The following is a 23283-nucleotide window of genomic DNA, read 5'->3' as shown; positions in this document are numbered from 1 at the left end:
AAAACCAGATGCGCCCCTGGGCGTTGGGACGTAAGAACTGGTTATTTGCAGGTTCGCTGCGCAGCGGTCAGCGAGCAGCCAATATTATGACATTAATCCAGTCAGCAAAGCTGAATGGGCTGGATCCGTATGCCTATTTAAGTGATGTGCTGAAAAGGTTGCCGACACATAAAGTGACTCAGATTGAAGAATTGCTACCACACCGCTGGAAACCTGAACCGAATTAAAAAATAGGCATGGGGTTCAGCGGACGCTTACGTTACAATTTGAATGCTACATCTTTTTCATAATCAATAGCCTCTAACATAAAAAGATCATTTGTTCTTAGGGTATTTTTTTTGGCATTTTTATGGGTGATAAATTGAAAGAAATAACAACATTTACTGGTTGTTTTATTGCCGGAACTTTAATCCGTGTTCAAAGAAATCTTGATTTACCACATATAATGTGGAAACAGATTGAAGATATTCAAATCGGAGATTTAGTTTTATCAAGACCTGAAGATGGTACAGATATTCAGGAGTATAAGCCTGTAGTTAATACTTTTAAACTAGATAAAAAACCAGTATGGGTACTGCGTACTTTAGAGTTAGTGGCTGATTTTATTAACAACCCAACTCTTTCTTCCGAAATTATTGCAACAGCTAACCACTCCTTCTGGGTATGTGGCATTGCTTCAATTGCTGGAGAGTTAGATAGTTTAGTATTAACTCAAGGACGATGGAGCCGCCTTGATCAGTTAAATAATGGCGATGTTGTTCAGTCAAATAATAAATATTTTGTCGTGTTACATGCAACGCAATTATATCAAACAGAAGAAGCGCATATTGCATGGGCATTAGACCCTGAAGGCGATGGCTATGGTTCAGCTTTTGATTTGAATACTATTAGAGAAACAGGAAGGATAAATGGGAAGTTTGCTTATAATTCTTATCATTCTGAGAATGAACAAGGAGAAAGTGAATATATTCCATATCTCGCTGATGTCTATAATTTTGAAGTTGAAGATTATCATACCTACTATGTCGGGACACGATCATTCTGGGTTCACAATACCAATTGTGGGGCATTTACGAACCCAAATGACCAAGTACCATAGTCTCTTTATTGAAAATTTATCAACCAATTTTCAGAGGGGCTTGAGGATAAGGGTATTTTTTAATTTCATCCTCTCCCTCTTGCGCGTAATTACGCTCATCCTTAATAAGGAGAGGGAATTTCCATTGTGAAATAAATTACAGTGAAACCCTCTGCGCCAGCAAAGTTGCAAAATGTTGTTTAATCCGATTTCCCTGTGCATCCACCCGATGCAACTCACCGACATTTTCATTAGAATTCTTTCATAAATCAAAAAAAGACCGCTCCTTCGCTGAAGATTTGCACTCTATTTTTCTGCATATTGGTGCATAATCTACAGATGAAATACATCGATTCAAAGAAGCTTTCTGAATCACAGTTTAAGCGATATACAGGCATCTCATGGTCAACCTTTTATTTAATGGTTGAACAATTAAAGAAGAAAATTCCTGCTAAAGGTAGACCACCCAAGCTAAGCTTAGAAGATCAGGTTCTTCTATGCCTGAGCTATTGGAGGGAGTATCGGACTTTATTTCATGTTGCAACGAGCTATGGTGTTTCAGAGCCAACAGCTTCACGAATTGTACGTCATGTGGAAGACTGCTTAATTCAGTCAAACCTGTTCAATTTACCGAAGAATTTACCTACAGGTGAAGGCATAGACTGGAATGTTGTCATCGTAGATGCCACAGAAATTCCAATACAAAGACCTAAAAAAACAGAAGAAAAGCTATAGTGGCAAGAGAAAGAGTCACACTTTCAAGGTACAGGCGATCATTCATTATAGAACTCAGCAAATCCTAAGCTTGTGTACGAGTCGCGGTGCAGTGCATGATTTCGAGCTATTCAAACGCAATTTAAATCAAATTCCTAAAGGGGCTTTTATCCTTGCAGATAAAGGCTATCAGGGAATTTATGCTGTTTACGCTAATAGTCTATTGCCGTTAAAAGCTAAACGACACTGTAAGTTAGATCCTAAACTTAAAATGTATAACCAAGAGATCAACAAAAGAAGAATCGGGATTGAGCACGTATTTAGTCGCCTTAAGACCTTTAAAACTCTGGCTGACCGTTACCGAAATAGAGGTAAAAGACTTGGTCTGAGATTTAATTTAATCGCGGGGATTTATAATATGGAATTGAGTGAAAAATGACTTATGAAAGAGGTCTACTATTCTGTTCTAAATATTTGTTTGAGTAAAAACATTAATTAGCTCTTCTACAATTTACATAATACACCTTATACGCAATGCTTTTGAAATTGTGTTATAATTCAATATGTTAATACCTATTTTATAGCCCACTCTCCATCGAATGGGCTTTTTTTATGATTTTTCACGTTCCACGCTCAATTCTCAATCATTGTTCCACATTATTATTTAGCATGACTAAATCACAACCTCTGCGCCAACCACACCGTATGCCCTGCACAGTCCTGATCTTCAGCTTGCATGCCTAATACCTTAAAACCATGTTGTGCTAACAATTGACGGTATTCTTCTGGCGACAAACTGGCATGATAAAGTGCCTCGCCAAACATATCCCCAATCGCCTCACCTGCCGCAGGTCCGCTGCTAAACATGAGAACCGTATTGGCGGTAGACCATTGCGCAAATTTTTCGAACATGCAGCGCTGATCGTTTGGCGTTAAATGAAAAAAGCTATCCCACGCCAAAATACCATCAAAGCACCGATTCAAGTTCACCGAGCGCATATCGGCTTCAATCCAGCACTGTTCAGGAAAATGTTCACGTGCCATCTCCAGCATGCTGTCTGCGCTATCTACCCCTGTAAGTTGATGCCCATGCTGTAATAGATATGCAGCAATAGGACGCCCCGAACCACAGCCCAAATCTAATATTTTGGCCTGCGCAGGCAAATAAGCAAGAAAACGATCCAGCCAAGTTTTTTCATATAACAACTGACCGCGCAAGTCTGTCCACGCTTTTGCATGCCGTTGATAAATGGGGATAATCTGAGCAGCTAAATGCGTGTGATCATTCATATTTACCCCAAACATCATTCCAAAGAAGTCTTTGAACATAGCTGAATTTGCACCAACAAAACAGCAAAATCATGGCCCGTTTTGACGACATAATTTTATGGATATTTCACAAATTCTCTCAAGCTAACGACTGATATTAAACTTTCGCCCAAAGCTTGATCAAAGTGCCCACAATCGCTGCATTTTATCTTATAATTTAGCCCGCTAGCTATCCGCCCGCTCAAGAGATTTTTGATATGACAACTATTATCAAGCAAGATGACTTGATCACTTCGATCAAGGACGCGCTTCAGTTCATTTCCTACTATCATCCACAAGACTTCATCCAAGCGATGAGCCGTGCTTATGATCGTGAAGAAAACAAAGCTGCGAAAGATGCGATTGCACAGATCTTAATTAACTCACGTATGTGTGCAGAAGGTCATCGTCCAATCTGTCAAGATACTGGTATCGTAAACGTATTCCTTGAAGTGGGTTTAGACGTTAAATTTGATTTAACGATGAGCTTGGACGATGCGATCAACGAAGGTGTACGTCAAGGTTACCTAGAAAACTCAAACGTACTTCGTGCATCGGTATTGGCTGATCCTGCATTTGGTCGTAAAAACACCAAAGACAACACCCCTGCAGTAATTCACTACAAACTCGTTCCGGGTAACAAAGTAGATATTACAGTTGCTGCCAAAGGTGGCGGTTCAGAAAACAAATCTAAATTAGCAATGTTGAACCCATCCGACTCAATTGTAGATTGGGTACTTAAAACTGTACCGACTATGGGTGCAGGCTGGTGTCCGCCAGGTATGTTGGGTATTGGTATTGGTGGTACTGCTGAAAAAGCCATGATGCTTGCCAAAGAAGCACTCATGGAAGAAATCAACATGGACGAATTATTACGTCGTGGCCCACAAAACAAAATGGAAGAACTCCGTATCGAGATCTTCGAGAAAGTGAACGCTTTGGGTATTGGTGCACAAGGTTTGGGCGGCTTAACTACAGTTTTGGATATTAAAATCAAAGACTACCCTTGCCACGCTGCAGGAAAACCAGTGGGCATGATTCCAAACTGTGCGGCAACTCGTCACGCACACTTCCAGTTAGATGGTTCAGGTGTAGCGCATATTCAAGCGCCTAAACTTGAAGACTACCCAGAAGTAACTTGGGACTCTTCTAAATCTAAACGTGTAGATTTAGACAACATTACCCAAGAAGAAATGAACTCTTGGCAGCCGGGCGACACGTTGTTATTAAACGGTACAATTTACACAGGTCGTGACGCTGCGCATAAACGCATGGTCGACATGATCAACAATGGTGAAGAATTACCAGTCGACTTAAAAGGCAAATTCATTTACTACGTTGGCCCTGTTGATCCTGTTGGTGATGAAGTCGTTGGCCCTGCAGGTCCGACAACTGCAACTCGTATGGACAAATTTACTCGCCAAGTCTTAGAACACACAGGTTTGTTCGGTATGATTGGTAAGGCAGATCGTGGTCCTGCAGCAATTGAAGCGATCAAAGATCACAAAGCGACTTACCTCATGGCTGTAGGTGGTGCGGCTTACCTCGTATCTAAAGCAGTACGTGAAGCAGAAGTGGTTGCTTTTGAAGACTTAGGTATGGAAGCAATCTACAAATTCAAAGTTGAAGATATGCCTGTATCTGTTGCGGTAGATGTCAATGGTACATCTATCCACGCGATTGCACCAAAAATCTGGCAAGCTAAAATTGGCAAGATTCCCGTTGTAGATGCTGCAGCAGAATAATATTCCAATTTAGCAATAAGCCAAACCAAAAAGCACCCAAATTTAGGGTGCTTTTTTATGCGTGTTAGAAATAAATAAAAGCGATGCGCGAGATAAAGATACAAGCCTTTACCACGTTCTCGGATCCCACAATTTAAAGGGTTGGGTTAAATGTACATCTTCTGCAGGGTCATATTTTTCATGCTTGATTTTTTGTGGCTTTTTACGCAACTTGCCTGTGGTTTGATCTTCCGCGACAAAGTTATAGCTTTCTGTTTTTAGTTGAGTAAATGCAATTTCCTGTTGTGCCGTACTTGCAGGCATGAGCATTAAAGGCCCAGAAACTTCTTTGCGAGTACTTAGGTTTTCTTCATCATACTTAATAAAATACGACTGCCCTGCCTGCACCTGAAAATCCAAATACTTCGGTTTTTGGAAATGTAATGCCCCCAAAGGACGGCTCACACTCAGACGATACGCACCTGGTGCCAGTTCAACCCAGTAATAATGATTGTGTAGTAAACTTGGAATCCGATGTTTGTTGATAAACATACTGGTCGCGACAATTTCCTGTCTGTTCCATTTGGAATCTGGACGATATAAATACACGATGGCAGCATCGGCATGTTGTGCCTGAACAGGTTTAAAATTTTGCCCTAGTTTTTGATTGACCCAACCACCAATGGTCATCATGCCCAAACGGTGTTGTTCTACAAAACCAGGTTTTTGTTCTAAATCTAAAACTTTTAAGGTACTAGGTGGTTGCGTTTGTTGCACCACGTTTTTTTTGCCATGACATCCCAGCAACATTAAACTGGTCACGACCAAGATTGCGACACCACGCATGTCTATCCCTCACTGCGTTTCTTATTTTTGTAAATCACGTTTTTGAAATCACGCTGCAAATTCATTTTGCAATTGTTGTTTTGAATAATGGGCATCCACGCCTAGGTCTAAGATTAACACTGCCTTGATTTTTTTGACAATAAAAAACGTGCCGAAACCTAGCGTTTCGGCACGTTTCAGACGAATAGCGTATTAAGCAGTTTTGCTGTCTAATACTTTTAAGTCAACTTTTTCTGCTGCAGGTTCTTCTGTTTGAGGCTGACGTTCGGTCTGAAATTCAGGTTTAGCACCTTCTTCAATCACCGCTTCAGTCACTACCACTGTGCCAACATCGGTACGGCTTGGCAAGTCGTACATGGTTTCGAGCAAGGCATTTTCCAGAATTGAACGCAAACCACGCGCACCTGTATTACGTTCAAGGGCTTTTTTCGCCACTGCACGTAATGCCGCATCTTCAAAGACTAAATCGACATTTTCCATCTCGAATAAGTATTGATATTGACGGGTTAAGGCATTTTTCGGCTCGGTCAGAATTTGCATCAATGCATCTTCATCTAGCTCGTCTAGCGTTGCAATTACAGGCAAACGACCAATGAACTCTGGAATTAAGCCAAATTTCACCAAATCGGTTGCTTCTACCTGACGAAATAAATCAGACAATTTCTTGCCTTCATCTTTTTTCTTCACGTCTGCCGTAAAACCAATGCCGCCTTTTTCTTGGCGTTGCTGCACAATTTTCTCTAAACCAGAGAATGCGCCACCGCAAATAAACAAGATATTTGAAGTATCAATTTGAATGAATTCTTGCTGCGGATGCTTACGTCCACCTTGAGGCGGAATAGAAGCCACCGTGCCTTCAATCATTTTGAGCAAGGCTTGCTGAACACCTTCACCAGACACATCACGAGTAATTGATGGGTTTTCAGACTTACGCGTGATCTTGTCAATTTCATCAATGTAGATAATGCCTTTTTGTGCTTTTTCTACATCGTAATCGGCTTTTTGCAACAGCTTTTGCACGATGTTTTCGACATCTTCACCCACATAACCCGCTTCGGTTAAAGTCGTGGCATCTGCCATTGCAAAAGGCACATCTAATAGACGTGCTAAGGTCTGTGCAAGTAAGGTTTTACCCGAACCCGTTGGACCTACCAACATGATGTTACTTTTTGAGATTTCGACAGCATCGCCTGCTTTATGCGCCTGATTGCTCACTTTTAGGCGTTTGTAATGGTTATATACTGCAACCGATAAGGTTTTTTTCGCAGTATCTTGACCAATTACATACTGATCAAGCGCAGCACGAATTTCATGTGGTTTTGGCAATGGACGTGTTGCCCAATCACCCGACTCAACTTGTTGACTGGTCTGAACCAAGTCTAAGCATACGTCCACACATTCATTACAGATGTATGCGTCCTCGCCTGCAATCAGCTTCCCGACTTCAGACTGCGTTTTACCGCAAAATGAACAATGTTTTTGTCCCTGAGGATGTTCGGACATAGTCACTCCAATATCTCAATCTTTAAAACTTATGGACGTTTTGTTAAAACTTCATCCACAAGACCGTATTCCTTCGCTGCCTGCGCAGTCATGAAGTTGTCACGGTCGGTATCTCTTGCGACAGTTTCATAGTCCTGACCACTATGTTCTGCCATTAAACGGTTTAAACGCTCTTTAATGAATAGAATTTCACGTGCATGAATTTCAATATCAGATGCCTGACCACGGAAACCACCAAGTGGCTGGTGAATCATGACACGTGCATTTTCAAGACAATAACGCTTACCTTTTGCACCTGCGTTGAGCAGAAAAGCACCCATAGATGCCGCTTGTCCCATACAGTAAGTCACAACGTCAGGCTTAATAAATTGCATGGTATCGTAAATTGCCATACCTGCAGTCACAGAACCGCCTGGTGAGTTAATGTATAGGTGAATATCTTTATCCGGGTTTTCTGCTTCTAAAAACAACATCTGCGCCACAATTAAGTTGGCCATATTATCTTCGACTTCACCCGTCAAAAAAATGACACGTTCACGTAAAAGACGTGAATAAATATCAAAAGAACGCTCACCACGAGAGGATTGTTCAACCACCATGGGCACTAAAGCATTTTCAATTGTTGGAACATACATATGGTTATTTATTCCTAAATTCTTGTGACACGACTCATGTTCACAATATGAGGGATAATTGTCTAAATTGCAAAATATTCACAGCTTAAATCGTAGATATTTTGAGTTAAATGTTGTCGATCTGTGAAAAACCCAAAAACTGCGATGCAATAAAAAAGGCGCACAAAGCGCCTTTTTTACCTAAAGCCTATTAGCCTTGTTGACGAGCTTGTTGCTCTTTCAATAAGTCTTCATAGCTTACAGATGTATCAGTCACTTTTGCAGAAGCCAAGATGTGATCTACAACCTGATCTTCTAAAACAACTGCTTCGATTTGTGAACGCTGTTGTTTGTCATTTTTGAAGTATTCAATCACTTCGTTTGGATCTTCATAAGAAGAAGCCATATCTTCGATGTAAGCATCTACACGTGCTTGGTCAACTTCAAGTTTAGCATTTTCTAATACTTTGCTAACCAATACGCCAAGTTTTACAGATTTTTCAGCTTGTTCTTTGAACAATTCATCTGGAAGCATGCTTGAGTCAAATGCTTTTGCACCTTGCGCACCAAACTGCTGTGTGAATTGCTGAATCATTTGTTGACGTTGACGGTCAATTTCTTGAGCAACCATTGCAGACGGAATTTCAACTTCGTTTGCCGCAACGAGTGCATCAAAAGTTGCACCTTTTACTTGGTTACGTAAACCGTTTTTCACTTCACGTTCCATGTTTTTACGAACGTCAGCTTTTAACTTTTCTACGCCTTCTTCTTCAGAAATACCGAAGATTTGTAGGAATTCAGCATCAATTTCTGGAAGTTTTTGCTTTTCAACCAGCTTCAATGTGATTTTGAATTGTGCTGCTTTACCTGCAAGGTTCGCTGCTTGGTAGTCTTCAGGGAAAGTTACATCAATCACTTTCTCTTCGCCTTTTTTCATGCCCACGATACCATCTTCAAAACCAGGAATCATGCGACCAGAACCAAGTACCAGTTTAAAGTCTTCAGCTTCACCGCCTTCAAACTTCTCACCATCTACAGTGCCTTCAAAGTCAAAAGTCACTTGCATGTCTTTTTTCGCCATGCCTTTGGTTTCTGCCCAAGAAGCACGTTGCTTTTGAAGATTTTCAAGCATTTGCTCAACGTCTTTGTCGTTCACTTCTGAAGACTTACGTTCAACTTCTAAACCTTCAAATTTCACTTCAACTTCTGGATAAACTTCAACTGTCGCTTCGTAAACTAAAGCGTCGTCTTTCATTTCAGTTTTTTCGATATTTGGCATACCAACAGCGTTGATTTTTTCTTGTTGGATTGCTTCAAAAACGGTGTCACGAATAATGTCGTTCACCACTTCTTGATAAATACCCGCACCGTATTCACGACGAACAACGTTTACAGGCACTTTACCTGGACGGAAGCCGTTGATCTTCACAGTTTTGGCAGTGCGTTTCAAGCGAGCTTCAAACTGCTCGTTAATACGGCTCGTCGGTACAGATACATTTAAACGACGGGCAACGCCCGAAACCGCTTCAGAAGTTACTTGCATGGCTTCCTCGATATAGTTAGTAATAACAGTTTATAAAAAAGTGCCACATTATATGACAACATTTAAGGATATACAAAATACGATCTGATCTCGAATGAATTTTTTTAATCGGCACGCTATTTTCTGTAAATTTTCAACTTTGTGTATATTTCTTGTTGTAAATAAGAATCCTTATCATTATTATTAGCCAACTCCTTCATGAATGATTCTAATTACCATATAGGTCTAAATTAGGATCATTGATTCATATTAGAGATATAATTTTATGGCTAAGTTCAACCTACACCCGCTGTGTCTTGCATTACTTGGGGCTACCTCTACTGCTGTTTTCGCAAATACCTCTACCGATGCGACTTCAACCCACCAACTTTCCACAATTGTGGTTTCAGCGGCAGGTTTTGAACAAGAGCTAAAAAATGCACCCGCATCTATTAGTGTGGTGACCAAAGAAGATATTGAAAAGAAAAATGCCACCAGCATTGCTGATTTATTAGCAGATGTTCCTGGTATCGACGTACGTAATGGTGTTGGTAAAACAGGTGGTTTAAATGTCAGTATGCGCGGTATGAAAGCTTCTGACACACTAATCCTAATTGATGGGCGTCGTCAAACGACAGCTAGTGATAATATTATGCCAAACGGCTTTGCTGAAGCAGCAACAAGTTTCATGCCGCCACTTTCAGCAATTGAGCGTATTGAAGTCATCCGTGGTCCAATGTCGACTCTTTACGGTTCAGATGCTATGGGTGGTGTCATTAACATTATCACTAAAAAAGTCAGTGATGAATGGAATGGTAACGTTACAGTAAGTGGTAACGTGATGGAAAATAATGACGAAGCTGACTCTTGGAAAACAAGCTTCTTATTGAACGGCCCACTATTAAATGAAAAATTAGGCCTACAACTCCGTGGTAGCTATTACGATCGTAATAAATCTGAACGTATTGGTGAAGGCACTTCTCGGGATCCGCGACCAACAACTGCTGAAAACTACGATATTGGTGCAAAACTGACTTTCCAAGCAGATAGTCAAAACTCTCTTTGGTTAGATGGCTTTCAATCTTCTCAAACTTATGACAATACCGATAACCGTTTAGGCACACAAGATAATGCACAAAAAGCCAGTGGTTATAAAAATGAGCTGGAATTCTCACGTAACCAAGTGGCTATAGGTCATGAAGGTGACTATAGTTTTGGTCTATGGAAAACTTATATTAGCCACTCAGAAACTGAAACAGAAGGAAGAACACTACCAACTGCGGCTTTCCCAAAAGGTAGTACCGACCCATTAATCGGCTCTGACCGTACTTTAAAAAGTACTGACCTTGTAGCAGATAGCCATATTATTTCACAGCTTGGTGGCCATAAAGTTACTGCCGGTTTAGAATTTAAAAACTCAGAAATTGAAGATAATATTGCCCAGCACATTACAAATAAAAGTAAATTCGATAAAAACTCGTGGGCTATTTATGCTGAAGATGAATGGCGACTCACCGATCAGCTAGGACTAACATTTGGTGGTCGTTACGAGGATCACTCAGGTTTTGGTGGTCATTTCAGCCCACGTGCATACCTAGTGTGGAATACCAATGATATTTTAACCATCAAAGGTGGTATCACTACAGGTTATAAAGCTCCTACCGCTAAAGATCTCGAAAACGGCTTGATTGATATGAGTGGTCAAGGCTCAACTTATATTTTTGGTAATCCAGACCTAAAGCCAGAAACATCTACAAACTATGAACTTGGCTTTAATCTTCAACCAAATGATCAAATTAACTTTACTGCAACGGGCTTTTATAACCAGATTGAAGATGCAATCGTAAGCAACGATTTATCTGGACAACCTATATGTCCTGTAACGAACTGTTCACAAGACATTAATGCTCAAGAAGCTAAAGTCTACGGTGCTGAAACAACCCTTCAATACAATATTATTCCTGAGTGGGACATTAAAGCAGCTTATACTTATACAAAAAGTGAAATTACAGATGGTGAAGATGAAGGACTGTACTATAACAACAATCCTCGTAATGCTTTTAACTTGACCTCAACGTGGCATATTAATCCAGCACTTGATGTATGGTTACAGCATGAATACAAGTCAAGTCGTACACGTTTTTCAAGTATTCCAACCTCTGGAGATAATCTAGAAGTCTACAAAATGTATGGCAATAAATTCGCTGGATATAACCTCTTCAATCTAGGTACAAGCTATACAGTGAATGATCAGTTGCGTCTGAATATGGCCGTAAACAACCTTTTAGATAAAGATTTCACAGAGCACCAAACAAATAATGGTGTTACAGGCTATAAATATTTATCTACGGGACGTAGCACTTCTGGTACTTACCTTCCAGGCCGTAACTACTGGCTCTCTGTTTCTTATGACTTCTAAGTCTTAAAACTTCATCTCAAACCCTGCTTCGGCAGGGTTTTCTACCTTTTCTCACTCCTTTTTTTACTGTTGTATCGTTTTTTTAAATAAAAATATTGATAATGATTATTATTTTCAAATAAAAACCACACAAACCTACCGCTCACACATTGAGATTGATAATGATTCTCAATACAATTAGCAACACTTGTTATAGACGTCATAACAATAACTTCACACTTTATTCACATTTTGAGCTTGAACCAACGAATAAAGCTTGACCTCGTGTTGGTACATACTTAGGGAAATCGCATAAATGGCACAGATCAAAAGTCGCAAACACAACCGCTCTGCGCAACTGATGGCTTTAGCCGCCTCTCTTCCACTACTTGCTCATGCAGCAAACCCTGAAGATGACGTCACCCAGCTTCCCACTATTACCGTTAAATCTGAAGCTGAAAGCAAATACAAGGCAGATAACTTAAGTTCCGCAAAATACACTCAGCCGTTGTTAGATACCCCACAAACAATTTCTGTGATTAAAAAAGAAATTCTACAAGAACAAGGCGCAACGTCCTTAGTTGAAGCCTTACGCAATACGCCAGGCATTACTCTACAATTGGGAGAAAATGGCAATACTAGTGCTGGCGATGCCTTTCAAATGCGTGGTTTTTCCACCCAAACCTCGACCTATGTTGATGGTGTCCGAGATTTAGGCGCAATCAGCCGTGATGTATTTAACATTGATCAAATTGAAGTGGTTAAAGGCCCATCGGGTTCAGAAGCGGGTCGTGGTGCAGCATCGGGTTATATCAATTTGGTGAGTAAATTACCGCAAAGTGAAAACCGTCAGGAAATTTCTGCCAGCTATAACACCGCAGAACATGCCCGACTCTCTGCAGACATTAACCAAGTCATCAACCCCAATACGGCGTTTCGCCTGAACGTGATGGGGCAAGAAGGCGGTGTGGAAGGACGTGACTATATCGAAAATAACAGTTATGCCATCGCCCCTTCTCTTGCTTTTGGATTAAACACGGCCACACGTTTATATTTATATTCTCAACACATCAGACAGCGCAATATTCCAGATGGTGGTATTCCAACAATTGGCATGCAGGGCTTTTATAACTCAGACTCGCTGTTAGCGACTGCACCTCAAGTCAATCGGGAAAATTTTTATGGTCATGTCAATGACTATGAAGATGTCGATGCCGATATGTTTACGGCAAAAATCGAAAGTGATTTAACGGATCGACTCAAACTGACCAACATCACCCGTGTAGGCAAAACACAGATGAATCGGGTGCTGACAGGGATCAATACGGGTGCTAGTGGTTTAAGAACCAATGGTTCATCTGACCCAGCACAATGGGAAGTGAATCGCTCCCGCCAAGGGGTTGATCAGGAAAATAAGATTCTGGCTAACCAAACCACTTTAAATTTCGATCTACAAACTGGCGCTGTTGAACATGATGTTGTTGCAGGTATGGAGTTTTTAAAAGAACAGCAATCCAGCAAACTGTTGGCCACACAATTGCCAGGTGAAGCGACCGTCAATACGCCTTGGGCTAATCTTTATCGACCTGACCGTCATCAAGCCATGCCAGCGCTTATTTATAATGGCGGTTATACCAATGGTGAAACCCAAACTGCCGCAGCTTATTTATTCGATACTTTAAAATTTGGAGAGCGTTTCCAGCTGAACGGCGGTGTTCGGGTCGATTATTATGAAACCGATTATCAGGGCTTAACTTTGCCGCGAGGTGGTAATGCCTTGGTCGCCAAAGACCTCAGTACGCACGACACATTGTTAAGCTGGAAACTTGGCGGTGTGTATAAACCTACTTTAAATAGCAGTGTGTATGCCTCTTATGCCAAATCATTGACTCCGCCAGGCAGTGCCAACTTCACGCTGTCTGAATCAGGCAATGATGCCATTAATGCGCAGCCTCAAGAAACCCATCATTATGAAGTAGGCAGCAAATGGGAGTTATTGCAAGGCAAACTTGCTATGGCTGCTGCTGCGTATCGTACAGAAAATGAAAATCAATCGACCATTGATCCGATTTCCCAGCTAGCCGTGCAGGAAGGTAAAAAACGTGTCGATGGTGTTGAGCTAAGTGCTGTGGGGCAAATTACCGATGCCTGGAATATTTCTGCAGGCGTTGCCCACATGAAAGTTAAACAACTGAATCAACGTTCATCGAGTAGCACAACATTATCTGAACGCTGGTCACCTGAATGGACTGCAAGCTTATGGTCAACCTACGACTGGGCAGGCTTTAAATTTGGCTTAGGCGCTCGTTATGTTGATGAACAAAAACGTGTAGTCACTGACAGCACCGCACCTGCCAACATGCCGAATATCCCCGGCTATGTCGTCATTGATGCTTTGGTAGGCTACAACTTTAACAAACACGCTTCACTAAATCTGAACCTCTACAACCTTGCCGATAAAGAATATATCAGCACCCTTAACAATGGTGGTGGTCGTGTGGTTCTTGGACAGCCACGCTCGGCAACGCTTAGCTTGAATTACAAGTTCTAAGTAATTGCAATAAATCTATAGCGTAGCTCAAAAGAGACTATATAGATTGGTTCGGGCGATGAGTCGCTTTCATAGCACAGATCGCTCGAACTTTTACTGCTGAACCATAATGTCGAGTATTCAATTTTTTGAATTATAACTTTCACAGGAAGAATCAATATGATGCTTCACATTCCTAACGTACTCAGTAAAGTGCAAGTCCAGCAAATTCGGGCTGAGTTAGACAGTGCATCGGCTTGGCAAAATGGCCAATTCAGTGCAGGCGCACAAGCACAGAAAATTAAACAGAATTTACAATTTGACCTGCAGCATCCGAGCTATGTAACTTTGTCACAAGACATCCTCAGTGCACTAAAACAACAGGCTTTATTGCAGTCCTTTGCCTTGCCGATGCACATTCTGCAACCCATGTTCAATTGTTATCAAAACACAGCAGCCTATGGCAATCATGTTGATAATGCCGTGCAATATTGCGCACAGGTACAACGTCCGATTCGCACAGATGTGTCCATGACCCTGTTTTTAAGTGAGCCTGAAGAATATCAGGGCGGTGAACTGATTATTGAAGACAATTACGGTAGTCATGAAGTCAAACTCAGTGCAGGTGATGCCATCGTGTACCCTGCTACCAGTTTACATCGGGTCGAACCTGTTACAGCAGGTCAACGAATTGCAGCGTTTACATGGTGTCAAAGTATGGTCAAAGATGACTGGCAACGCAGTATGCTGTTCAATTTAGATATGACTATTTTGCAATTGCGTCAACAACTTGGAGATACAGCAGAAGTATTGGCACTAACCGCACATTATCACAATCTGATTCGTCAATGGAGTCAGTTATGAATACCACGCCATTGGCAGCTTTGAATCACATCCCGCCACATTTACACACCATTGCCGACTATCAAAAACAGGCGCAATTACATTTAGATGCAGCCACTTGGGCCAATTTAGAAGGCGCTGCAGGCGATGAATATAGTATGAACAACAATTTACGTGCGTTTGCCGATATTCAATTATTGCCCCGTCATTTAAATACTTTTGCAGGGGCAAATACGCAAATTCAGCTCTTGGGCGAACAGTATCCACACCCAATTTTTTTAGCACCCGTGGCTTACCAACAACTGTTTCATCCACAGGGGGAAATTGCTACAGCGCAAGCGGCAGCCGCCCTACAAGCCCCCATGATTCTCAGTCATTTAAGTACCACTTCAATGAGCACACTGAATCAGGTTTCGGGCACGGCAAAATGGTTTCAACTGTATTGGCAAGGCAGTCGTAAAGCTGCTTTGGATTTGATTTTTCAAGCGCAACACTATGCCTATCAAGCCATTGTACTCACGGTTGATGCACCGCACATGGGCATTCGAGATCGGGAACGTCGCGCTGCTTTTCAATTGCCTGCACATATTCGGGCGGTATATCAATCATCTGTAAATACCACTCCGCTTAAGGAAAATCAGCACCCTCTTTTTGATGGATTGATGCAGCAGGCTGCCACATGGGAAGATATTGCTTGGTTGCTACAACACAGTCCACTGCCTATTTTACTCAAAGGTATTTTACATCCTGCCGATGCGCAGCAGGCATATCAGTACGGAGCACACGGTATTATTGTGTCTAATCATGGTGGCCGAATTTTAGATACCGCGGTCAGCCCAATTCAAATTTTAGGCACGATGCGAAAAATTTTATCGCACGATTTCCCAATTTTATTAGACAGTGGGATTCGTCGTGGCACAGATATTTTTAAAGCACTGGCCTTGGGAGCAAGTGCGGTTTTGGTCGGTCGTCCATATATTTATGGCTTGGCAGTTGCAGGCGCGCTAGGGGCAGCGCATAGCATTAAACTGTTAAAGGAAGAATTTGAAGTCACAATGGCACTTATGGGAACAAGCTGCATCAAACAAATCAACAGCAGCTATATTTATCACCAAAATAGCTAATATCAGAAAAATATTTCACAACACATGCCGTATCTGTAAAAAACAGGGAATTATTACCCTTGCAGATCGATTAACATACAGATATTGGTTTACAAGTGCCATGATTCTACTTTTAGCGATAGCCTCCTGAAAACAGCTTGTAAATTGATAGAATAGACACAATCTATATTTATAGTAAGTTGCCGTTATCCACGCGATGCAACAGCTACTATTCAAGGAGTTTTCACATGATGTTGGCAGATCCAAGCAAAAAATACCGTCGTATGTACCAGCGTGTCGATTTACCAGACCGCCAATGGCCGAATAACGAAATTACCAAAGCGCCAATTTGGATGAGTACCGACCTACGTGACGGTAACCAAGCGATCTTTGAGCCAATGAACATCGAACAAAAATTCAAAATGTTCCAAATGCTTGTGAAAATTGGTTTTAAACACATCGAAATTGGTTTCCCATCGGCATCTCAAGTTGACTTCGATTTCACCCGTAAATTGATTGAAGAAGGTCATATTCCAGATGACGTGTATATTGAAGTCTTGGTACAGGCGCGTGACCACTTAATTCAACGTACTTTTGAATCTTTACAAGGTGCTAAACGTGCGATTGTGCATATTTATAATGCCAACTCACCAACCTTCCGTAACAAAGTCTTGAATGTTGATGTTGAAGGTGCCAAACAATTGGCAATCAATGCAGCAAGCAAAGTAAAAGAATACGCAGCGAAGCAACCTGAAACAGAATGGGTATTCCAGTACAGCCCAGAATGTTTTACTGCAACTGAGTTGGAAGTGGCTAAAGATGTTTGTGATGCCGTGACTGAAATTTGGGAAGCATCGCCAACCAATAAAGTAATTTTAAACTTGCCTGCAACGGTAGAAGTGTCTACACCAAACGTGTATGCCGACCAAGTGGAATGGATGCACCGCAACATTGCGCGTCGTGATGGCGTGATCATTTCAGTACACTGTCACAATGACCGTGGTTGTGGTATTGCCGCATCTGAATTGGCAATCATGGCAGGTGCAGACCGTGTAGAAGGCTGTGTATTTGGTAATGGTGAACGTACCGGTAACGTAGACGTTGCTGCAATTGCCTTGAACATGTACACCCAAGGTGTTGCACCAGAATTGGATTTCTCGAACATCAACGAAATTATTGCCACAGTTGAAGAATGCACAGGTTTGCCAGTGCATCCACGTCATCCGTATGCAGGTGATTTGGTGTTTACTGCATTCTCTGGTTCACACCAAGATGCGATTAAGAAAGGTTTTGAATTCCAGAAAAACGAAGAAATTTGGGATATGCCTTACTTGCCAATCGACCCGAAAGACTTAGGTCGTGACTATGATGCGGTGATTCGTGTCAACTCACAATCGGGTAAAGGCGGGATAGCTTACTTGTTAGAATCGAACTACAACGTGACTTTACCACGTCGTTTACAAATCGAATTCTCACAAATTGTGCAACAACGTACCGATGAGCAAGGCACTGAAATTAGCGCAAGCGAAATCTGGAACTTGTTTAAAGACACTTACGTTGCAGTAAAAGATGCGCACTATGCGACCAAAAACTACAAACTATCTGATGAAAATGGCAATCAAGTCATTGAGTTAGATGTGGTCGTGAACGGCGAAACGCAACGCTTACGCGGTGAAGGCAATGGCCCAATTTCAGCAATTTTGAATGCACTTCAATTACCAATTGATGTCTTGAATTATGAAGAACGCAGCATTAGCTCTGGCGCACATGCAAAAGCGTTGGCATTGATTGAGTTGCAAGTCAAAGGCACAGGTAAATCTGCCTTTGGTGCAGGGGTACATGACAACATCGTGACCTCATCTATTGATGCAATTATTGCCTGCACCAACCGCTTGATTGAACAAGGCGTATTAAGCACAGATCAAGTAGTTGCAGCAGCAGTATAATCTTGCGCTAACATGTAAAAGCATTTTGAAAAGGATACCCCAAGTGGTATCCTTTTATTTATTCATCCTCAGGATTTAAGGCGAATTATTCCCGTGTCTTTTCCAGCTGACTCAGTAGGTATTGTTGTTCCAGAAAAATTCCAATTTGAAGAACCTTTAGAACTCGAATGCGGTCGTGTTCTGCCCCGCTTTGAACTCATGGTCGAAACTTATGGCACGCTAAATGCCGATAAATCCAATGCGATTCTGATCTGTCATGCACTATCAGGGCATCACCATGCTGCGGGTTATCATCATGCCGATGATAAAAAAGCAGGTTGGTGGGATGCCTGTATTGGCCCAGGAAAAGCCATTGATACCAGTCGTTTCTTTGTGGTGGCGCTAAACAATATTGGCGGCTGTAACGGCTCTACAGGCCCAACATCGCCCAACCCTGAAAATGACAACCGTCCTTATGGCCCAGACTTCCCTTTAGTGACGGTGCGAGATTGGGTAAAAACCCAAGCCATGCTGTCTGACCGTTTAGGCATTGAGGTCTGGTATTCAATTATTGGCGGTTCTTTGGGTGGTATGCAGGCTTTGCAATGGTCGGTAGATTATCCTGACCGTCTGAAAAAATGCGTAATTATTGCCAGTGCGCCAAAACTGTCTGCACAAAATATTGCCTTTAACGAAGTCGCACGTCAGTCCATTTTATCTGACCCAGATTTTCATCATGGACGCTATTTGGAACATGACAGCTATCCAAAACGTGGATTGATTTTGGCACGCATGGTCGGACACATCACCTATTTGTCTGAAGAAGCCATGAAACAGAAATTTGGTCGTGACTTAAAATCTGGCAAGTTTATGTATGGTTTTGATGTCGAATTTCAGGTCGAAAGCTATTTGCGCTATCAGGGCGAACAATTTAGCCGTAATTTTGATGCCAATACCTATTTAATTATGACCAAGGCACTGGATTATTTTGATCCTGCACGTGAATACGAGCAATCCTTACAAAAAGCCATGGCGAATACAAAATGCAAGTTTTTAGTGGTGTCATTTACCACCGACTGGCGCTTTAGCCCTGAGCGTTCGCAGGAAATTGTGGATGCGCTAATTAGCAATCATAAACCTGTCAGCTATTTAGATATTGATGCCGAACAAGGACACGACTCGTTCTTGTTCCCAATTCCACTGTACGTGAAAGCCATGCGTGCATTCTTGGGCGGAACAGAACATCTTCAAGCAACCCCACAGGAGGCCGTGTAATGCGTCTTGATCAGCAACTTGCCGAAAAGTGGATTAAACCCAATTCTAAAGTACTCGATTTGGGTTGTGGCGATGGTGAACTGTTGGCACACATGAGCAAACAGCATAATATTCGTGCATACGGATTAGAAATTGATCAAGAAAAGATTGCAATTGCGATCAGTCGCGGGTTAAATATCATCCAACAAGACTTGAATTTGGGGCTTAGCCGTTTTGCAGACCAGTCTTTTGACTATGTGGTCATGGCACAAGCCTTGCAAGCAGTAGATGCACCTGACGTATTATTAAGAGATATGGTACGTGTGGGTAAACAGGCAATTATTACCTTTCCGAACTTTGCGCATTGGAAGACTCGCTCTTTTCTTGCCTTAAAAGGGAAAATGCCTGTTTCAGATGCATTACCTTATATGTGGTACAACACCCCAAATATTCATTTGTGTACGTTTCGTGATTTTGAGGCACTTTGTGCCGAAAATAATATTCGCATCATTAACCGACTTGCCGTGAATGGGAATCAACAAGATAGTTTACTCAGTAAGCATCTGCCTAATTTGTTTGGTGAAGTCGCAATTTATCGAGTGAGCGCTCTATGAAAAAACTATTATTAAGCACCACGCTATTGGTTGGACTGTTGAGCATTCAAGCCCATGCAGATTATGTTTCACCATCATCTTCTGTAGCGAGCCAAGCGGCTCAATATTCAACCATGGATATTAATGGCTTGATTAAAGCAGCCAAAGCAGGTCAGGCAGGCGCACAATTTTACTTAGCGACAAAATATCAACAAGGTAAAGACGTTCAACAAGACAGCCGTCAAGCGTTTGCTTGGTACAAAGCTGCGGCAGATCAAGGTTTATCGGCTGCGCAATTAAATGTAGGTCGTATGTTGGCAGATGGTATTGGCACGAAAAAAGACGAAGTCTTAGCACGTCAATATTTTGAAAAGGCGGCTAGCCGTGGTGATAACCGTGCCAGCTTTAACCTTGCCATGATGGAAGAACAAAAGAAAAACTATATGGGTGCGTATCAGTGGTATGAGTTATCTACCCGTGATGGCATGCTCGACAATAAAGTAATTTCTTTGTCTGAAGGTAAGAAAACCGCTTTGGCAGCTAACTTAACTCAAGAACAAATTCGTCAAGCACGTGACCGCGCAGACCAATGGATTCAAGCGCAATAAATTTAACTACGTTTGAAGTGATCTCAAAGCACCTTCGGGTGCTTTTTGTTTTATCCGAAATAAACTGCCTGCATGGCCTGTAGCAGTTCAGGACTGAATTCTTCTAGTGCAGCAGAACCTAATACCGCATCTATACCACAATGCGGACAAATTGCGGTTTGCTCATCATCACACCAATCTTCAATTTCGCTATAAGCAAAAGTTTCCAGACAGTAAAAACAGCCAGAACGCTCACTTTGCTGCAATAATGTACGGTGCTGACTCGAATAACGGTAGATCTCTGAAATTTTGCTCATCATGATTCCCCTATTTTTTTATATCTCAGCATAATTGGTATGTATTAAAACAAATCTATCTAAGATTAAACTTTTAAGTCTGCAAAATCCGTTAAAATATCCAAGATTATTTTGAATTAAGATCTGAATTATGGCTGCAACTGATTGGCGTGCTCAAGGTACTTTGGTTTTAGCAAGCAATAACAAGGGAAAAATTGCAGAATTTGAAACCCTGTTTGCGCAATTAGACTTGCCTGTGCAAGTGATTCCACAAGGTCAACTAAATATTGAAGATGCTGTTGAAGATGGTTTGAGCTTTGTTGAAAATGCCATTTTAAAAGCACGCCATGCCGCAAAAATTTCAGGAAAGCCTGCCATTGCAGATGACTCTGGTTTATGTGTGCCTATTTTAGGCGGCGCACCGGGGATTTATTCTGCACGTTTTGCAGGCGAACATGGCAATGATGCAGCCAACAATGAAAAACTTTTGAATAAACTCAAACCACTACGTCAAGACGGCGCAGCAATTGAAGGTATGTTTGTTTGTGTTTTGGCTTTGGTTGAACATGCCGATGATCCATTACCACAAATTTTCCAAGGTATTTGGAAAGGCGAGATTTTAGCAGAAGCTCGTGGTGAAAATGGTTTTGGCTATGACCCGCTCTTTTGGTTGCCTGAATTGGGAGTGTCGAGCGCAGAAATGTCGAAAGCAGAAAAGAATAAAATCAGTCACCGTGGTCAGGCGATGCAACTGTTTAAAGCAAGTTTACAAGCTTAGATTTAACAGATGTGATTGATCTTACAGCCCGTTTTCAAACACGGGCTGTTTTATTTTCAAGCTTTACAAATCAGGTCAAACATCCCTTGTCGTCAAATCGCAACACATTCGTCACCGCATTGTCATACAGACCTGTTGAGATAGGCTCAACTATTGAGAGGTCTAAATCATGGCAGGATTATCTATTTGGCACGTGCTGATTTTTGCAATTGTGGTCATTTTATTATTTGGTACATCTAAGCTTAAAAACTTAGGTAAAGATGTAGGTGGCGCGGTCAAAGATTTTAAAAAATCAATAAAAGATGATGAGGCAGAAGCGGCGCAACTGAAAGAACCTCGTACGATTGAACATCAAGCCAATAGCAGTGATGTAAATTCGACTGTAAAGCATTAAGGCTGAGGGTTTGAGATTATGCTCAATATTGGAATGACGGAACTGCTGATTTTCGGCATCATTGCATTATTGGTGCTGGGTCCTGAAAAACTCCCTGAAGCAGCGCGTTTTGTCGGCAAGTGGTACGCTAAAATTAAACGTATGGTCAGTAATGTTCAAAATGACATTGACCGCGAATTGCGTTTATCTGAATTACGCGAGCAAATGCAGCAAGAAATGGCGCGTATTCAGGAACTTGAAGCAAAGATGCAAGCACAAATGCATGAAATGCAGCAAGAAAAAATATTTGAAGATACAACTGCAAAAAACACACATTCCCCGCATGCCGTATCAAAAAATACCTTACAACAGCATCATTACACCTTGGTTTTAAATACTGAAAAAACCTCTGCGGTGTTACTCCCTAAAACTAAAATGACATCACATTCAAATTTATCTGCGCTACAACATACTACAGCGCCCTATACTGAAATGAAGGTTGCAGTATGAGCCAATCAAACGCTTCTGAGCTTTCACATTTGCCTGTGAAGGCAGAGCAAGCCGCATTAGAAGAAATGCCAATTACCAAGCACTTGATGGTGCTGCGTAATCATCTTTTTAAAATTGTAGGGCTTATTCTTGCCTTATTCTTCTGTTTATTGCCCTTTGCCAATAAAACTTATCAAGTATTGTCGGAACCATTACGTGCACAGTTGCCACATACATCAACCATGATTGCGACTGATGTTACCGCAACCTTTATGGCGCCGTTTAAACTAAACTTTTTTGTCGCGCTGTTCATTGCGATGCCATTTATTTTGTATCAGATTTGGGCATTCGTAAAACCAGCGTTATATGAAAAAGAAAAAAGTTTGGCGCTGCCTTTGCTGATCGGCAGTATTTGCTTGTTCTATATCGGAATTAGCTTTGCTTACTTTGTCGCCTTGCCATCCATTCTGCACTTTTTCATTAGCGTTTCCCCTGAAACAGTCGCCCCGATGACCGATATTAATAGCTATCTTACATTTTGTTTGAAGCTGTTTTTGGTTTTTGGTTTTACCTTTGAGATTCCAATTGTCACACTTTTGCTGATTATGATTGGTGTCGTGTCTACGCAAACTTTGGTTGAAAAACGTCGCTTTATTATTGTTGGCTGTTTTTTTGTGGCCATGTTTGTCACACCGCCAGACGCTTTATCGATGATCATGCTTGCCATTCCGATGTGGATGCTGTTTGAAATTGGTTTGTTTTTTGGCAAATTAATTGAGAAGCGCCGAGTCAGTCACAGCTAATC

General features: G+C 41.5%; 23 protein-coding genes and 1 pseudogene. 17 read left to right on the top strand and 7 right to left on the bottom strand.

From position 1 onward, the window contains the following. On the top strand, positions 1–227 hold a 227-nt coding region (locus FTV43_RS07665), incomplete at its 5' end, for a transposase domain-containing protein (protein ID WP_179995233.1). 122 nt (positions 228–349) lie between these two features. Then, positions 350–1099, top strand: coding sequence for a hypothetical protein (locus FTV43_RS07660; RefSeq protein ID WP_104852550.1), 750 nt, complete (start codon positions 350–352; stop codon positions 1097–1099). 136 nt (positions 1100–1235) lie between these two features. Here FTV43_RS07660 and FTV43_RS07655 read toward each other — a convergent pair. Continuing rightward, positions 1236–1331, bottom strand: a pseudogene (locus tag FTV43_RS07655) (tellurite resistance methyltransferase TehB); the annotation flags it as partial. 86 nt (positions 1332–1417) lie between these two features. Here FTV43_RS07655 and FTV43_RS07650 point away from each other — a divergent pair. Both FTV43_RS07650 and FTV43_RS07645 read left to right on the top strand, forming a co-directional pair. Next, a complete protein-coding gene (locus FTV43_RS07650; RefSeq protein ID WP_171287389.1) occupies positions 1418–1813 on the top strand; it encodes a transposase family protein in 396 nt (131 codons plus the stop codon). Further along, positions 1761–2231: a transposase gene (locus FTV43_RS07645; protein WP_158660395.1), complete on the top strand. Its 471-nt coding sequence runs from the start codon at positions 1761–1763 to the stop codon at positions 2229–2231. The genes FTV43_RS07650 and FTV43_RS07645 overlap by 53 nt, the downstream gene beginning before the upstream one ends. A gap of 239 nt (positions 2232–2470) precedes the next feature. Here FTV43_RS07645 and FTV43_RS07640 read toward each other — a convergent pair whose 3' ends face one another. Beyond that, positions 2471–3082: a class I SAM-dependent methyltransferase gene (locus FTV43_RS07640; protein ID WP_179995232.1), complete on the bottom strand. Its 612-nt coding sequence runs from the start codon at positions 3080–3082 to the stop codon at positions 2471–2473. Between the two features lie 236 nt (positions 3083–3318). Between FTV43_RS07640 and FTV43_RS07635 the strand changes: the two genes are divergently transcribed. After that, positions 3319–4845: a fumarate hydratase gene (locus FTV43_RS07635; protein ID WP_004974861.1), complete on the top strand. Its 1527-nt coding sequence runs from the start codon at positions 3319–3321 to the stop codon at positions 4843–4845. 108 nt (positions 4846–4953) lie between these two features. On the opposite strand, the gene FTV43_RS07630 is transcribed toward FTV43_RS07635, so the two are convergent. The 4 genes from FTV43_RS07630 to tig all read right to left on the bottom strand — a co-directional run bounded on the left by FTV43_RS07630 (position 4954) and on the right by tig (position 9330). Next, positions 4954–5670, bottom strand: coding sequence for a DUF2846 domain-containing protein (locus FTV43_RS07630; protein ID WP_096901390.1), 717 nt, complete (start codon positions 5668–5670; stop codon positions 4954–4956). 192 nt (positions 5671–5862) lie between these two features. After that, positions 5863–7173, bottom strand: a complete 1311-nt coding sequence (gene clpX, locus FTV43_RS07625; protein ID WP_179995231.1) for an ATP-dependent protease ATP-binding subunit ClpX — start codon at positions 7171–7173, stop codon at positions 5863–5865. Between the two features lie 29 nt (positions 7174–7202). Next, positions 7203–7808, bottom strand: a complete 606-nt coding sequence (clpP, locus tag FTV43_RS07620) for an ATP-dependent Clp endopeptidase proteolytic subunit ClpP (protein WP_004974855.1) — start codon at positions 7806–7808, stop codon at positions 7203–7205. A 190-nt stretch (positions 7809–7998) separates the two neighbouring features. Then, positions 7999–9330, bottom strand: coding sequence for a trigger factor (tig, locus tag FTV43_RS07615; protein ID WP_179995230.1), 1332 nt, complete (start codon positions 9328–9330; stop codon positions 7999–8001). A gap of 265 nt (positions 9331–9595) precedes the next feature. Between tig and FTV43_RS07610 the strand changes: the two genes are divergently transcribed. From FTV43_RS07610 to FTV43_RS07575, 8 genes are all read left to right on the top strand, one after another. Continuing rightward, positions 9596–11728: a TonB-dependent receptor gene (locus FTV43_RS07610; RefSeq protein ID WP_179995229.1), complete on the top strand. Its 2133-nt coding sequence runs from the start codon at positions 9596–9598 to the stop codon at positions 11726–11728. Between the two features lie 295 nt (positions 11729–12023). Next, on the top strand, positions 12024–14258 hold the full coding sequence (locus FTV43_RS07605; RefSeq protein WP_179995228.1) for a catecholate siderophore receptor Fiu: 2235 nt from the start codon (positions 12024–12026) through the stop codon (positions 14256–14258). Positions 14259–14417: 159 nt separating this feature from the next. Beyond that, the gene (locus FTV43_RS07600) at positions 14418–15101 is read left to right on the top strand and encodes a Fe2+-dependent dioxygenase (RefSeq protein WP_104852558.1); all 684 of its coding nucleotides are present in this window, start codon (positions 14418–14420) and stop codon (positions 15099–15101) included. Further along, positions 15098–16204 (top strand): alpha-hydroxy acid oxidase, encoded by a 1107-nt coding sequence (locus tag FTV43_RS07595; protein ID WP_179995227.1) that lies wholly within the window; start codon positions 15098–15100, stop codon positions 16202–16204. Before FTV43_RS07600 ends, FTV43_RS07595 begins: the two co-directional genes overlap by 4 nt. 227 nt (positions 16205–16431) lie before the next feature. Then, positions 16432–18129 (top strand): 2-isopropylmalate synthase, encoded by a 1698-nt coding sequence (gene leuA / locus FTV43_RS07590; protein ID WP_131260575.1) that lies wholly within the window; start codon positions 16432–16434, stop codon positions 18127–18129. A 93-nt stretch (positions 18130–18222) separates the two neighbouring features. Beyond that, on the top strand, positions 18223–19383 hold the full coding sequence (locus FTV43_RS07585) for a homoserine O-acetyltransferase (RefSeq protein ID WP_004974835.1): 1161 nt from the start codon (positions 18223–18225) through the stop codon (positions 19381–19383). Next, a complete protein-coding gene (metW, locus tag FTV43_RS07580) occupies positions 19383–19976 on the top strand; it encodes a methionine biosynthesis protein MetW (RefSeq protein WP_004974832.1) in 594 nt (197 codons plus the stop codon). Before FTV43_RS07585 ends, metW begins: the two co-directional genes overlap by 1 nt. Further along, entirely contained in the window at positions 19973–20563 is a 591-nt protein-coding gene (locus tag FTV43_RS07575; RefSeq protein WP_070153255.1) for a tetratricopeptide repeat protein, read from the top strand. The genes metW and FTV43_RS07575 overlap by 4 nt, the downstream gene beginning before the upstream one ends. A 50-nt stretch (positions 20564–20613) precedes the next feature. Here the strand turns inward: FTV43_RS07575 and FTV43_RS07570 are convergent, their stop codons facing one another. After that, the gene (locus FTV43_RS07570) at positions 20614–20859 is read right to left on the bottom strand and encodes a cytoplasmic protein (RefSeq protein ID WP_225530200.1); all 246 of its coding nucleotides are present in this window, start codon (positions 20857–20859) and stop codon (positions 20614–20616) included. A gap of 130 nt (positions 20860–20989) precedes the next feature. On the opposite strand from FTV43_RS07570, the gene rdgB reads away from it, so the two are divergent. The 4 genes from rdgB (at position 20990) to tatC (ending at position 23281) form a co-directional block, all read left to right on the top strand. Continuing rightward, positions 20990–21616, top strand: coding sequence for an RdgB/HAM1 family non-canonical purine NTP pyrophosphatase (rdgB, locus tag FTV43_RS07565; protein WP_004974822.1), 627 nt, complete (start codon positions 20990–20992; stop codon positions 21614–21616). Between the two features lie 169 nt (positions 21617–21785). After that, entirely contained in the window at positions 21786–22010 is a 225-nt protein-coding gene (gene tatA / locus FTV43_RS07560) for a Sec-independent protein translocase subunit TatA (protein ID WP_004974820.1), read from the top strand. 18 nt (positions 22011–22028) lie between these two features. Further along, a complete protein-coding gene (gene tatB, locus FTV43_RS07555; protein WP_179995226.1) occupies positions 22029–22499 on the top strand; it encodes a Sec-independent protein translocase protein TatB in 471 nt (156 codons plus the stop codon). After that, a complete protein-coding gene (tatC, locus tag FTV43_RS07550; protein ID WP_004974811.1) occupies positions 22496–23281 on the top strand; it encodes a twin-arginine translocase subunit TatC in 786 nt (261 codons plus the stop codon). Before tatB ends, tatC begins: the two co-directional genes overlap by 4 nt. The last annotated feature ends 2 nt before the right edge of the window (positions 23282–23283 follow it).

The sequence above is a fragment of the Acinetobacter sp. YH16053 genome, from assembly GCF_013417035.1.
Classification (GTDB): Bacteria; Pseudomonadota; Gammaproteobacteria; order Pseudomonadales; family Moraxellaceae; genus Acinetobacter; species Acinetobacter towneri.
The sequence above is the reverse complement of the archived record's forward strand: the minus strand, read 5'-3'. Positions and strand labels throughout refer to the sequence as shown.